Here is a 13,180-nt window from a genome sequence, read left to right as displayed (position 1 = left end):
ACCGGCGCCATCGCCTAGAATGGGCCCATGCCGCATACGCCAGACGCTCCACCGCATGCTTTGAAGGCCGACAGTTTCGGCCAGATCCTTCTTGTGAAAGGGCCCGATGGCCCCTTCGTGCGCCGTGATCTGGGCGCCACACCGCTGTGGCTGCGGCTGCCGGCCTGGTGGCTGGCCCGCCGCGAGGCACGCGCGCTGCAGCACATCCACGGCATGGCCGATGTGCCGCAGCTGCTGGCCTGGAATGGCCGCCACCTGGACCGCAGTTTCATGGCCGGCGATGCCATGTACCAGCGTCCGCCGCGCGGCGATCTGGCCTGGTTCCGCTCGGCGCGTCGGCTGCTGCAGCAGCTGCATCGCAACGGCGTTGCCCACAACGACCTGGCCAAGGAAGCCAACTGGCTGGTCACCGAGGATGGCCGGCCGGCGCTGATCGACTTCCAGCTGGCGGTGATCGGCAACCCGCGCTCGCGCTGGATGCGGCTGCTGGCCCGCGAGGATCTGCGCCACCTGCTCAAGCACAAGCGCATGTACTGCCGCGAGTCGCTCACCCCGGTGGAGAAGCGCGTGCTCAAGCGCACCTCGTGGGTGCGCGAGCTGTGGTTCGCCACCGGCAAGCCGGTCTACCGCTTCGTTACCCGCCGCATCCTGCATTGGGAAGACAATGAAGGGCAGGGGCCCAAGCCGTGAGCCGTGCGCAGGTGGTGACCGGCCCGCCGGGTGCGGGCAGCGTCCTGCGCCCACAGCTGGCTGGCGCCGACTTCGTGCACGCCTGCCAGGCGACGACCCGTCGGGATGGGCGCTCGGCCCTGCAGGCCTACCGCGATATGGCCACGACCATTCCCGGCTGGTTCGACGGGCTGATGGCGCTGCGCAACCACGGCATGCGCCTGCTCGGCATGAAGCATCTGGGGTCGTTGCGTGCGGTGCAGGTTGTTGAGGATCCTCAACCTGGCCAGCGGCTGGGCATCTTCACCCTGCAGTCGATGGATGACGATGCCATCGTGCTGGAAGACGACGACCGCCATCTGCGCGTGCAGCTGGCCCTGCAGTGGCAGGGTGACGTGCTGGAAGTGGCCACCGTGGTGCATACCCATAACGCGTTCGGCCGGGTCTACATGCTGCCGGTGGCGCCGGTACATCGATTGATCGTGCCGCACCTGCTGCAGAAGCAGGTACGCGCCTATCGGTAGCGCAGGGCCATGCCCGGCGGCATTGAGCGTTGTGTCCGCCGGGCATGGCCCGGTGCTACCTGCTTACGGCGTTGCCGGCACCACCTGCTGGCCGATGAAGTTACGCTTGGCGTCGAAGTCGTAGGCGATCTGCAACTGCCCCGCATCCGGGCAGGCGTGGCAGTCGCGCAGCGGCGTGCGGTACAGCAGGCGGATGCCGCCGTTCTCCAGCGGCGAAGCACCGGCCGACTGTGCTGGCGCGAACGGCGTGGCCTGCGGGTTGGTCTTCAGCAGTTCCTGTACGGCAGGATCGGCGCGCAGCGTGTCGTCCAATTGCACGGCATCCACGTCGATGCGCTTGCCACCGGCATCGACCAGTCGCGTGCCCTCATTGGTGTTGGCGCGGAACGGATACTCGACCGTGGCAATGCCCAGTCCTTCGTTCTCGTGCCAGGCGGTCACATAGGCCAGCTCACCGCCGCTGGACAACTGCTCGGCGGCGGTAATGGCATCGGCGCTGGCGCCACCGGCGCGCATCGCATCGCGCAGGCAATCCCGGGTGGCCGCATTCTCGCCCTGGCGGCAGGCGTTGAGATCGCCATCCCAGACCACCGCCTCGCTCCAGCGCATCTTGCCGTCGGCGGCGGCCTTCTCCGCACTGGGCGCGTCACCGGCGGGCGGCTCCTTGCCGGGTTCCGGCGAACGGCCCTGGCAGGCAGTCAGCAGGGCAAGCCCCAGGGCAGGCAGCAACAGGCGGGAACGGCGCATGGCGTGGACCTCGTGCGTTGTCTGGAGGCCCGAGTATCGTCAAGGCCGGGTGAACTCCGCGTCGGCGCGGCATACTAGCGACTCATTGCATACGCTGGAGTGTGGAACGTGGGCAGTCTGCAGGGCAAAACGCTTTTCATCACCGGTGCCTCGCGCGGCATCGGCTTGGCCATCGCACTGCGCGCTGCGCGCGACGGCGCCAATGTGGCCATTGCGGCCAAGTCGTCGGTGCCGAACCCGAAGCTGCCGGGCACCATCCATAGCGCGGCCGAAGCGGTAACGGCGGCTGGTGGCCAGGGTCTGGCCCTGAAGTGCGACATCCGCGAGGAAGAGCAGGTGCAGGCGGCGGTGGCGGCCACGGTCGATACCTTCGGTGGCATCGACATCCTGATCAACAACGCCAGTGCGATCTGGCTGCGTGGCACGCTGGATACGCCAATGAAGCGTTTCGACCTGATGCAGCAGGTCAACTCGCGCGGCAGCTTCCTGTGCGCGCAGGCCTGCCTGCCTTACCTGCTGGAGGCGCCGAACCCGCACATCCTCACCCTCGCACCGCCGCCGAGCCTGGACCCAAAGTGGTGGGCACCACATACCGGCTACACGTTGGCGAAGATGGGCATGAGCTTCGTCACCCTGGGTCTGGCCGCGGAATTCGGTCCGCAGGGCGTGGCGGTGAATGCGCTGTGGCCGCGCACCGTCATCGCCACCGATGCGATCAATATGATTCCGGGCGTGGATGCGGCCGGCTGCCGCACGCCGCAGATCATGGCCGATGCCGCGCATGCGGTGCTGGTGCGCGAAGCGACGGGCTTCCACGGCCAGTTCCTGATCGATGATGAAGTGCTGGCGCAGGCCGGTATCACCGATCTTTCGGGTTACGCGGTGGATCCGTCGCGTCCGTTGTTGCCGGATCTGTTCCTGGATTGACCGCGCGTCGCGGGAAGAGGCCGAGGGCTGCTGCGCTAGAATGCGCGGCTGTAATCGTTTTCAACAGGGATGTGAACACATGTCACGCACTCTTTCCGTTGCGGCGCTGGCCGCTTCGCTGTCGTTGATCCTGACCGCCTGTGGTGGCAAGGTCCCCGCAGCTGCGGGCGGCGCCGCTGCCTCCGGCACGGCGGACGCCAGCGCGGCCCCGTCCGACACACAGCAGCAGTTGACCGCCAAGCTCAACGCCTACATCGGCTGCTTCAACGCGCTGGATTCGAAGACCCACGGCAGCATCCAGTCCTACACGCGCTGGATCAAGGATGTCGACGCTGGCCCGACCGGGCGCGAGACGCACGTGTACGGACCGTTCGAGATCAGCGATTACGACATGAAGCAGTGCGACGCCCCTGTGACCGAGGCGATCGCTGCCAAGCCGGCGCTGGCCGATCTCGATGCGGCTGCAGGCCATTACCAGCGGGCGCTGAAGGCGCTGGTGCCGCTCAGCAAGGACGCGCACGATTACTACGATCGCCAGGACTACGAGGACGACCAGTTCGCCAAGGGCAAGCAGCTGCACGCGCCCTTGATGGTCGCCTTCAAGGATTTCGTGGCTGCCAGCGAAACGTTCAATGCCGAGCTGGAGCGTCAGAACGACGCTGCCCAGCGCGAGCAGCTCAAGGCGCTGGAGCAGGCCGAGGGGCGCACCCGCGAGTACTACCGTCTGGCGATGATGCTGGAAGCCAAGGCCATCATGGATCTGATGAGCGAGGATGATTTCGATCAGGCCAAGGCCCGTGAACGTCTGGATGCCTTCAACCGCATTTCCGATGAAGCGCACGCCAAGGTTGCCGACCAGGAACCGGGCAAGTCGGACTGGGAAGGCTTCGAACGTGGGGCCGAGAATTTCCGGCGCGAAGGCAAGGAGCGGCTGCAGCGCGTCAGCGAGAAGAAGCCTTACACCGATTTCGAACGACGCATGCTTGATTCGCCGTCGATGGCGCCGCGTGGCTCTGCCAACAAGCTGATGCAGGAATACAACACGCTCGTTTTCCAGAGCAACCGCCAGTAACCCGCGCTTCCGTCGTGTCGTTTATGTCGCAATCGAGCAGGTCGATTGCGACATGGCACACCTTGGGGTCCCGAATGGCAGGTGCTTCGGCAGTTGGCTGAGCGGCTGCCCGCGCCATGGCCGACGATGCACGCTGCTTCTGTTTCTGCAAGGAATCGATTTGAACACATCCACGCGCATGCTTCCTCTTCTTCTGCTGGGCACGCTGGCCAGCCTGACGGGCTGCAACAAGGTCGCGGGGCTGGCTGCGGCCGACCCCAGCCTGGCCAAGATCAACGCTTACATCGAGTGCTATAACGGTGTGGAGCAGCCCGTCCATGACGGCTTCCAGACTTACACCAGCTGGATCAAGGATCCCCAAGCCGGCCCTACCGGCAAGGAGGCGCAGCCGCGTTCGCCAGGCAAGGTGCTTTCGCATCGCGTCGAGTATTGCGGCCAGCCGCTGAGCGAAGCACTGGAGAAGGCACCAGCGACGCCCTTGGATGAGCCGGTGCGCCAGTATCAGAAGGCGTTCCAGTCGCTGTATGCGCGGATTGAGAGTGCCGATGGGTACTTCACCCGTGAAGACTATCGTCGCGACGGCGGCGATGGGATGCGTGCCCAGCACGCGCCGTTGATGCAGGCGTACGCGACGTTCTTCAAGGCCAGCGAGACGCTGGATGCAGCACTGGAAAAGAACGAGGAAGAACGCCGGGCTGAACAGCTCAAGCAGATCGAGGCGGACGAAGGCCGTTCGCTGACGTACTACCAGCTGCGCATCGTGGGGGACGGCAAGCGCCTGGCGACGTCGCTGCAGGGAGAGTCGCCGGATCTACAGGGGGCGCGCACGCAGCTGGCCAGCTATCAAGCCTTGGTCAAGGAAATGCAGGACGCAGGGGTGGGCAAGGACAACCCGCTGTGGGCACATGTGCAGCGATCGACCGACGTACTGATCCGCGATGCCGGGCGTCGTGTCGATCGCCTTGCGTCAGGCAAGGCATTCACCGACCGTGAGCGCGAGCAGGAACGCGCATCCAGCGGTCGCGTGGGCTCGGCGCCCGCGGGGACGGAGGCCGCAGTGATGGCCGCCTACAACGATCTGGTGACCACCAGCAACCGCATGCGGTGAGTAACGGCGCACGCATCCATGCGTAACCGCCAAGGGGGAGTGCCGGCCGCTGGCCGGCCTGCGCCTCAATGGTTGAACGCATCCGGCAGCTGGCCACCACACTTGCGGCAATGGCGCGCATCCGGTTCGTGCCCTTCCAGTCCGCAGTCCGGGCAGCCACGCGCATCACGGCGCGCGGCCAGCTCGGCCTCGCGCATGGTGCTGGCCAGTTCGGCGGTGTAGATGCCGGTGGGCACGGCGATGATGCTGTAACCGATCAGGATCAGCACTGACGTGACGAAGCGGCCGAGCACGGTCTGCGGAACGATGTCGCCGAAGCCGACCGTGGCCATCGTCACCACCGCCCAGTACATGCTGGTGGGGATGCTGGTGAAGCCATACTGCGGCCCCTCGATCACGTACATCAGCGCACCTGCGATGATGGTGATGGTGATCACCGTGAACAGGAACACCAGCACCTTGCGCCGGCTGCGCCACAGCGACGTCATCAGGACGCCGCTTTCCTCGATGTAGCGGGTCAGCTTGAGGATGCGGAACACGCGCAGGATGCGCAGCGCGCGCACCACCAGCAGGCTCTGCGCACCGGGAATGAACATCGACAGATAGGCGGGCAGGATCGACAGCAGGTCGATGATGCCCCAGATACTCGTCGCGTAGCGCAGCGGCCGTTTGACCACTGCCAGCCGCAGCAGGTACTCGGCAGTGAAGATGATCGTGAAGCCCCACTCAAGCACGTACAGCCACGTGGACCACTCGGCATGCAGGTGCTGCACGCTGTCGATCATCACCACCAGGATGCTGGCGATGATCGCCACCACCAGGATCAGGTCGAAATTACGCGAGGGACGGGTGTCGTGGCGGTAGATGATGTCGAACCACCGACGGCGCCAGCCGGTCTCGGTGGCAGGGTTCAGCTGGGGGGCGGAAAACGGTCGCATGGGCGCATTGTGCCGCAGGGTTTCCGGCGCGAGAATGGGGATTCCTGAACCCTGCCGACTGCCATGACCGCCGCTACCGATCCGCTGATCTCCCTTTCGCACTATTACCTGCCGGTCTACAAGCCCCGCCAGGTGGTACTGGAGCGGGGCCAGGGCGCCCGCGTGTGGGACAGCCAGGGCCGTGAGTTCATCGACCTGGCCGCCGGCATCGCCGTGTGCGGCCTGGGCCACAACGATCCGGACCTGGTCGCCGCACTGGTCGAGCAGGCCGGCAAGCTGTGGCACACCAGCAACGTGTTCTACAGCGCACCGCCGCTGCACCTGGCCGAGGAACTGGTGAAGGCCAGCCGCTTCGCCGAGCGCGTGTTCCTGTGCAACTCCGGCGCCGAAGCCAACGAAGTGGCGATCAAGATGGTCCGCAAATGGGCCTCCAGCCAGGGCCGCCCGGCCGACAAGCGGGTGATCATCACCTTCCGTGGCAGCTTCCACGGCCGCACCATGGGCGCGGTCACCGCGACTGCGCAGCCGAAGTACCAGGAAGGTTACGAGCCGCTGCCCGGTGGCTTCCGCTACATCGATTTCAACGATGAGGTGCAGCTGGAAACCGCGATGGCCGCCGGCGACGTGGCGGCGGTGATGCTGGAACCGATCCAGGGCGAGGGCGGCGTGATGCCGGCCAAGTCCGGTTTCCTCAAGCGCGTGCGCGAACTGTGCGACCAGCACAACGCACTGCTGGTGCTGGACGAGATCCAGGCCGGCATGGGCCGCACCGGCACGCTGTTCGCGCACTGGCAGGACGACGTGGTGCCGGACATGGTCACCCTGGCCAAGGCGCTGGGCGGTGGCTTCCCGATCGGCGCGATGCTGGCCGGCCCCAAGGTCGCTGAAACCATGCAGTTTGGCGCGCACGGCACCACCTTCGGTGGCAATCCGCTGGCTGCCGCCGTCGCGCGTGTGGCGCTGCGCAAGCTCGCCTCGGCGGAGATCGCCGCCAACGTCAGCCGCCAGTCGAAGGCGCTGCGCGATGGCTTCGCCCGCATCAACGACGAGTTCGGCGTGTTCAGCGACGTGCGTGGCCGGGGCCTGATGCTGGGCGCGGTGCTGAGCAAGGACTTTGCCGGCCAGGCTGGTGCGATCCTCGATCACGCTGCCGAGCAGGGCCTGCTGACCCTGCAGGCAGGCCCGGACGTGCTGCGCTTCGTACCGTCGCTGAACATCACCGACGAAGAAGTGGCCGAAGGCCTCAAGCGCCTGCGCGCAGCGATTGCTGCGTTCATCGCCGCGCGCTGAAGCCAGCGGCGATAACTATAGAGCCGAGCATGGGCTCGGCTCTACATTGGTTCACGCAATCTGGTAACGCTTCAACACCTTGCCCAACCCACGGCCATCGCGCACGGTTTCCGCGTGCAGGCCGGCGGCGCGTGCGCCGCGCACGTTGGCGAACAGATCATCGACGAACAGCGTGTGCGCAGGCGCCACGTCCAGTGCTTCCAGCGTGCGCAGGAACACCGCGGGCGCCGGTTTGCGCAGACCGAAATCCGCGCTGCAGAACACGCGGCCCTGCAGCGCAGGGAACAGTTCCGGTAGCAGGGTGGGCAAGGCCTGCTGCATCAGTGCGCCATTGTTGGTCAGCACCGCCATCGGTAGCTGCAGTGTCTGCAGCCTCTGCAGCCGCTGCAGCACGGCCGGCTGTGGATGGCTGGCGGCCTGTCGCGCAGCGATCCAAGTGTGCATATCGACGGTGCGGCCCAGCTGTCTGCTCAGCTGCGCCAGATAGGTGGGGCCATCCAGTACGCCGCAGTCGTGCTGCGCCTCCAGCCCGCAGTCGTACAGCGCGGCCTGCACGGTTTCCGGCGCGACATCCAGCGCCTCGGCCAAGTGCAGCACGCGCTGCGCGCGCTGGTACTGCACCAGCACGCCATCCACATCCAGCAGCAACAGGTCGATCCGCATTGGCCGAGCATGCCATTGCAGTGAACACGCGGGAAACCCTGGACCAGTCATGCGACAGACGGTCGCAGACGGGGCCGCAGGCGCCTGCCTAGAATGGCGCTTGAATCCGCAGGAGATGCAACGATGAAGGCTTGGATGGTGGCAGTGGGACTGGGCGCGCTGATGCTGGCGCCGTCGGCGATGGCGCGGGTATGTGCGGTCAGCATCGACAGCACTGACCAGATGAGCTTCAGCAGCCGCGAGATCAAGGTGGCGGCCGACTGCACCGCCGTCGACCTGACCCTGCGCCACACCGGCAAGCTGGCCGCTACCGCGATGGGCCACAACTGGGTGCTGACCCGCAGCGCCGACTACCAGCCGGTGGCAATGGCGGGCATGCGCATGGCCTTGGCCGACAGCTACCTGCCGAAGGCCGACAAGCGTGTGCTGGCACACACCAAGGTGATCGGCGGCGGCGAAACCACGCGCGTGCGCTTCTCTACCCAGGGGCTGCAGAAGGGGGGCGACTACACCTTCTTCTGCTCGTTCCCCGGCCACTTCGCGATGATGAAGGGCAAGTTCGTCTTCGGTTGATGCCTTATGTAGAGTCGAGCCATGCTCGACTGCTCCGTGCCAACCAAGGTTGGCACCTACCAGATGCGGCAGTGCCAACCAAGGTTGGCACCTACCAGATGCGGCAGTGCCAACCAAGGTTGGCACCTGCCAGAGCAGGGCTCAGCCCTTGGCGGCCTTGAACGCCACGCGCGCAGCGGCCAGCGTCGCTTCGATCACCGCATCATCGTGCGCGCTGGACAGGAAGCCGGCTTCGTACGCCGACGGTGCGAGGAACACGCCCTGGTCCAGCATCGCGTGGAAGAAGCGGTTGAACGCCGGGATGTCACAGGCGGTGGCCTGCGCATAGGTCTCCACCTTCTCGCTGGTGAAGAACAGGCCGAACATGGCGCCCACGCAGGTGGTGGTCACGGCCACGCCGGCTTCGGCGGCGGCCGCTTCCAGGCCGGCACACAGGCGCGCGGTGCGCTCGGCCAGGTCGGCGTGGAAACCTGGTTGCTGGATCAGCTCCAGCATCGCCAGGCCGGCGGCCATCGCCACCGGGTTGCCGCTCAGCGTACCGGCCTGGTAGATCGGGCCGGCTGGTGCGATCTGCTGCATCAGCTCGCGGCGGCCGCCGTAGGCGCCCACCGGCATGCCGCCGCCGATGATCTTGCCGAAGGTGGTCAGGTCCGGGGTGATGCCGTAATGCGCCTGTGCACCGCCGAGGGCGACGCGGAAGCCGGTCATCACTTCGTCGAAGATCAGCAGCGTGCCGTGCTTCGTGCACAGTTCGCGCAGGTGCTGCAGGTAGCCGTCGCGCGGCGGGATGCAGTTGGCATTGCCAACCACCGGTTCGATGATAAGGCCGGCGATGTCGTCGCCCTGCTGCTCGAACAGCGCGGTGGCCGCTTCGAAGTCGTTGTAGGGCAAGGTCAGGGTCAGTTCGCTCAGGCCGGCCGGCACGCCCGGTGAGGTTGGCACGCCCAGGGTCAGCATGCCGCTGCCGGCCTTGACCAGGAACGAATCGCCATGGCCGTGGTAGCAGCCCTCGAACTTGACGATGCGGTTGCGGCCGGTGGCGCCACGGGCCAGGCGGATGGCCGACAGCGTGGCCTCGGTGCCCGAGTTGACCATGCGCACCATCTCGCAGGACGGCACCAGGCGGGTGATGGTCTCAGCCATGGTCACTTCGGCCGCACAGGGCGCGCCGAAGGACAGGCCATTGTCGATCGCCTTCTTCACCGCTTGGCGCACCGCCGTGTGGTTGTGGCCGACGATCATCGGGCCCCAGGAGCCTACGTAGTCGATGTAGCGGTTGCCGTCGACGTCGTACAGGTAGGCACCGTCGGCGCGCTCGACGAAGAACGGCTCGCCGCCGACCGACTTGAACGCGCGCACCGGCGAATTGACGCCGCCCGGCAGCAGCTGCTGGGCGCGGGAGAACAAGGCGTGGGACTGGTCGTGGTTCATGCGGATTTCCTGGGCATTACGCGAACTGGGCGAGGTAGGCGCGCTGGGTCGCCACCGGGTCTTCGGCGGCGAACACGCTGCTGACCACGGCGACCAGATCGGCGCCGGCGTCGATGATGGGACCGACATTGTCCGGCGTCAGCCCGCCGATCGCCACCCGTGGCACGCCCAGTGCGGCGCTTTGCCGCAGCAGGTCGGTGTGGGCGCGGCTGCTGGTGACCTTGGTGGTGGTCGGGAAGAACGCGCCGAAGGCCACGTAACTGGCACCGGCGGCCACGGCCTTCTCGGCATTGGCCAGCTGGTCGTAGCAGGACGCGCCGATGATGGCGTCCGCGCCGAGCAGGGCGCGCGCGCTGGGGATGTCGCCATCGGTGCCGCCCAGATGCACGCCGGCGGCGCCGACCGCCTTGGCCAGCGCCGGGTCGTCGTTGACGATCAGCGGCACGCCGTGCTCCGCGCACAGCGCCTGCAGCGCGTTGGCCTGCTCCAGTCGCAGCGCGTCGCTGGCGGTCTTGTTGCGGTACTGCAGCCAGGTGGCGCCGGCGGCCAGCAGCGGCGCGGTGCGGGCCAGCAGGCGCGCGGTATCGGGCTCGTCCGGGGTGATCAGGTAGACGCCGCGGGGCGCCGGGGAAGCAGAAGTCATCGATGGCTACCGGTGAGTGGGCCGCGATGGGACAATGGCGGCCCGTGAATCCAGCCCTGATTATCCGATGAGCGACGCCACCCCCACCACCTTGCGTACCTGGATGTGCGTGGTCTGCGGCTTTCTTTACAGCGAAGCGGAAGGCTTGCCGGAAGAGGGCATCGCGCCGGGGACGCGCTGGGAAGACATTCCCGAGACCTGGACCTGCCCGGACTGCGGGGTGACCAAGGCCGATTTCGAGATGGTCGAGGTCGATTGATTGCAATGGCCGCCGGGCATGGCCCGGCGCTACCGGTGGGTGCGGACCGTTGGTCCGCACACCGGACAACCTCAATGCAGCCGCGGCACCGGCCCACCCAGGTCGATCAGCTTCTCGCGCAGCCACTGCGCATCGCTGGCTTCCGGGTTGCGCTTCAGGTACTGCCCCAGGTCATGGCGGGCACCGGCCAGGTATTCCAGCTGCAGGTAGGCCAGGCCGCGATCACGCAGCGCGTCGTCCTGCTCCGGGGCCAGTTTCAGCAGGCGGTCGGCACTGCGTGCGGCGCGATCCCATTCGCCCGCTTCGGCATACACGCCGTGCAGGTTGCGCAGCATCCGCATCAGGATCGCGCGCGCAGGGGCCGGGTCGAGGATCTGCGCCAGCACCTGGTCGTCGGGCATCTGCCCGCCCAGGTGTGACTTGGCCCGCTCGCGCAGTTCGTCCACGTCCAGCGGGCGGCCGCCATTGAACGGGTCCATCACCAGCACGCCGTCGTCCACCGGCAGGCGCACCAGGAAGTGCCCGGGGAAGGACACGCCATCCAGCGGGATTCCCAGCCGGCGCGCGACTTCCATCTGCACCAGCGCCAGCGAGATCGGGTTGCCCAGGCGGCGCTCGAATACCTGGTTGAGGTAGCTGTTGCGCGGGTCGTAGTACTCGTCGTGGTCGCCGCTGTAGCCCAGCTCGTCGAACAGGTGGCGGTTGATCGCCGCCATCTTCAGCGGGCTGTTGTCGATGCTGTCCACTTCCGAGCGGAGGTGATCGACGTGGCTCTGGATCAGCGCGTCGTACGTGGACGGCTGCAGATCGGGGTATTCGTCGCGCGCGATCAGCAGCGCGGTCGGCAACAGTGGCAGCGCCTCGTCTTCGAGGTCGGCCAGTGCATCCCAGTCGGGGAGTGAGATCCGGTCCTGCATGACCACAGACTGGCGTCATTCGCAGGCGGTTTCAAGCGGTGCCGCGTGAAAAGAACATCGTCTTGGAACTGTCGTGTCGATCAAGGTCGACACCTGCCAACAGCCGCCGGCCAACTGTCAGAGGCGGGGCGGTGTGGGCTTGCAGGGCCGCAGGCGCCATGGATGGTGCCTACGAGCCCCCAGGGATGGGTTTACGGCGTGTCCTGCAGGCCCACACCGCCCCGCCATCCCTCGGTAGCCCAGCTTTTGCCTTTGATGTTGATTCGGCGGGTGCCGGGCGCAGCCCGGCAGAACCCTGTTACTCGATGCCCGGGCCGAAGGTCAGCTCAGTGCCGTCCTTCAGCTTGAGTTTCTCCGCCTGGCCGGCATTGAGCTCCAGCACATAGCGCGCCGGGCCTCCGCTGGGGTAGGGCGGGCACATGTCCCCGGCCGAGCACGGCGGCACATCGCGCTGCTGGCTGACCAGCTTGCGCTCGCTGTCGAAGTACAGGATGTCCAGCGCAAGCTTGGTGTTCTTCATCCAGTACGCCTGCATTTCTTCGCGGTCGTGGATGAACAACATGCCGTGGTCAGCGGCCATCTGGTCGCGGAACATCAGTCCGCGCGCGCGGGTTTCATCGTTGGTGGCCAGCTCTACCTGGTAGCGCGCACCATCCAGCTCGACCCAGTGGCGGGCCGCATCGGTGGCGCAGCCGGCCAGGGCCAGCAGCGGAAGCATCAGCAGCGAACGCAACAGTGACATCGTCAGGATCCTTGCAAAGGTCAGAGCACGACCGGCGGCTCGCCGCCGACGATCACCACATCGGCGCGACGGCGCGCGAACAGGCCGACGCAGACCACGCCCGGCAGCTGGTTGAGCTCGCGCTCCAGCTTTTCCGGATCGGTGATCTGCAGGTTGTGGATGTCCAGGATCTGGTTGCCGTTGTCGGTCACCACGCCTTCGCGCCAGGTCGGCTGGCCGCCGGTCATGTCGCGGATCTGGCGGGCGATCAGGCTGCGCGCCATCGGAATCACCTCCACCGGCAGCGGGAATCTGCCCAGCACCGGCACCTGCTTGCTCGGGTCGACGATGCAGATGAAGCGCTCGCTGGCCTCGGCGATGATCTTCTCGCGGGTCAGCGCGGCACCGCCGCCCTTGATCAGGCACTTGTTGGCATCGCACTCATCGGCGCCGTCCACGTACAGCGACAGGTTGCCGCTGTGGTTCAGCTCGATCACCTCGATGCCGTGCTGCTTCAGGCGCGCGGTGCTCTGTTCGGAGCTGGACACGGCGCCCTTGATGCGGTGCTGGATGCGGGCCAGGGCATCGATGAAATAGGCCACGGTGGAACCGGTGCCGACACCGACGATCATGCCGTCTTCAACGTACTCGATGGCTTTCTCGGCGGCCAGGCGCTTGGCTTCGGACATGGGAGAACT

16 protein-coding genes are annotated in these 13,180 nt (G+C 66.6%); 8 read left to right on the top strand and 8 right to left on the bottom strand.

What is annotated here, in order from left to right; genetic code table 11:
• Positions 1-27: 27 nt before the first annotated feature.
• Positions 28-690 carry a serine/threonine-protein kinase gene (locus ACZK2G_RS17810; protein WP_006389922.1) on the top strand — a complete coding sequence of 221 codons (663 nt, stop codon included), beginning with the start codon at positions 28-30 and terminating at the stop codon, positions 688-690.
• Positions 687-1,193: a DUF2867 domain-containing protein gene (locus ACZK2G_RS17805; RefSeq protein ID WP_049444402.1), complete on the top strand. Its 507-nt coding sequence runs from the start codon at positions 687-689 to the stop codon at positions 1,191-1,193. Before ACZK2G_RS17810 ends, ACZK2G_RS17805 begins: the two co-directional genes overlap by 4 nt.
• 63 nt (positions 1,194-1,256) lie before the next feature.
• Here the strand turns inward: ACZK2G_RS17805 and ACZK2G_RS17800 are convergent, their stop codons facing one another.
• Entirely contained in the window at positions 1,257-1,940 is a 684-nt protein-coding gene (locus tag ACZK2G_RS17800; RefSeq protein WP_478474005.1) for a hypothetical protein, read from the bottom strand.
• A gap of 108 nt (positions 1,941-2,048) precedes the next feature.
• Between ACZK2G_RS17800 and ACZK2G_RS17795 the strand changes: the two genes are divergently transcribed.
• The 3 genes from ACZK2G_RS17795 to ACZK2G_RS17785 all read left to right on the top strand — a co-directional run bounded on the left by ACZK2G_RS17795 (position 2,049) and on the right by ACZK2G_RS17785 (position 5,047).
• Positions 2,049-2,867 (top strand): SDR family oxidoreductase, encoded by an 819-nt coding sequence (locus ACZK2G_RS17795; protein WP_046983024.1) that lies wholly within the window; start codon positions 2,049-2,051, stop codon positions 2,865-2,867.
• Positions 2,868-2,946: 79 nt separating this feature from the next.
• Positions 2,947-3,939 carry a YiiG family protein gene (locus ACZK2G_RS17790; protein ID WP_478474004.1) on the top strand — a complete coding sequence of 331 codons (993 nt, stop codon included), beginning with the start codon at positions 2,947-2,949 and terminating at the stop codon, positions 3,937-3,939.
• Between the two features lie 178 nt (positions 3,940-4,117).
• Positions 4,118-5,047 (top strand): YiiG family protein, encoded by a 930-nt coding sequence (locus tag ACZK2G_RS17785; protein WP_211195217.1) that lies wholly within the window; start codon positions 4,118-4,120, stop codon positions 5,045-5,047.
• Positions 5,048-5,112: 65 nt separating this feature from the next.
• Here ACZK2G_RS17785 and ACZK2G_RS17780 read toward each other — a convergent pair whose 3' ends face one another.
• A complete protein-coding gene (locus ACZK2G_RS17780; protein WP_046983021.1) occupies positions 5,113-5,985 on the bottom strand; it encodes an ion transporter in 873 nt (290 codons plus the stop codon).
• Between the two features lie 63 nt (positions 5,986-6,048).
• Between ACZK2G_RS17780 and ACZK2G_RS17775 the strand changes: the two genes are divergently transcribed.
• Positions 6,049-7,275, top strand: a complete 1,227-nt coding sequence (locus ACZK2G_RS17775; RefSeq protein WP_006467246.1) for an acetylornithine transaminase — start codon at positions 6,049-6,051, stop codon at positions 7,273-7,275.
• Between the two features lie 51 nt (positions 7,276-7,326).
• Here ACZK2G_RS17775 and ACZK2G_RS17770 read toward each other — a convergent pair whose 3' ends face one another.
• The gene (locus tag ACZK2G_RS17770; RefSeq protein ID WP_478474002.1) at positions 7,327-7,938 is read right to left on the bottom strand and encodes an HAD-IA family hydrolase; all 612 of its coding nucleotides are present in this window, start codon (positions 7,936-7,938) and stop codon (positions 7,327-7,329) included.
• A 123-nt stretch (positions 7,939-8,061) separates the two neighbouring features.
• Between ACZK2G_RS17770 and azu the strand changes: the two genes are divergently transcribed.
• A complete protein-coding gene (azu, locus tag ACZK2G_RS17765; protein ID WP_478474000.1) occupies positions 8,062-8,511 on the top strand; it encodes an azurin in 450 nt (149 codons plus the stop codon).
• Positions 8,512-8,652: 141 nt separating this feature from the next.
• On the opposite strand, the gene hemL is transcribed toward azu, so the two are convergent.
• Together hemL and thiE are read right to left on the bottom strand one after the other, a co-directional pair.
• Complete coding sequence (gene hemL / locus ACZK2G_RS17760) at positions 8,653-9,942, bottom strand: glutamate-1-semialdehyde 2,1-aminomutase (RefSeq protein ID WP_046983017.1); 1,290 nt, start codon at positions 9,940-9,942, stop codon at positions 8,653-8,655.
• A gap of 16 nt (positions 9,943-9,958) precedes the next feature.
• Positions 9,959-10,585: a thiamine phosphate synthase gene (thiE, locus tag ACZK2G_RS17755; protein WP_046983016.1), complete on the bottom strand. Its 627-nt coding sequence runs from the start codon at positions 10,583-10,585 to the stop codon at positions 9,959-9,961.
• Positions 10,586-10,619: 34 nt separating this feature from the next.
• On the opposite strand from thiE, the gene ACZK2G_RS17750 reads away from it, so the two are divergent.
• Positions 10,620-10,844, top strand: a complete 225-nt coding sequence (locus ACZK2G_RS17750; RefSeq protein WP_014038358.1) for a rubredoxin — start codon at positions 10,620-10,622, stop codon at positions 10,842-10,844.
• A 71-nt stretch (positions 10,845-10,915) separates the two neighbouring features.
• Here ACZK2G_RS17750 and ACZK2G_RS17745 read toward each other — a convergent pair whose 3' ends face one another.
• The 3 genes from ACZK2G_RS17745 to rpiA all read right to left on the bottom strand — a co-directional run bounded on the left by ACZK2G_RS17745 (position 10,916) and on the right by rpiA (position 13,171).
• Positions 10,916-11,761: a SirB1 family protein gene (locus ACZK2G_RS17745; protein WP_010484022.1), complete on the bottom strand. Its 846-nt coding sequence runs from the start codon at positions 11,759-11,761 to the stop codon at positions 10,916-10,918.
• Positions 11,762-12,059: 298 nt separating this feature from the next.
• Positions 12,060-12,503: a DUF192 domain-containing protein gene (locus ACZK2G_RS17740; protein ID WP_046988280.1), complete on the bottom strand. Its 444-nt coding sequence runs from the start codon at positions 12,501-12,503 to the stop codon at positions 12,060-12,062.
• Between the two features lie 20 nt (positions 12,504-12,523).
• Entirely contained in the window at positions 12,524-13,171 is a 648-nt protein-coding gene (gene rpiA, locus ACZK2G_RS17735; protein WP_046988281.1) for a ribose-5-phosphate isomerase RpiA, read from the bottom strand.
• Positions 13,172-13,180: the final 9 nt, after the last annotated feature.

The organism is Stenotrophomonas sp. 107298_Sma, from assembly GCF_056480345.1.
The sequence above is the reverse complement of the archived record's forward strand: the minus strand, read 5'-3'. Positions and strand labels throughout refer to the sequence as shown.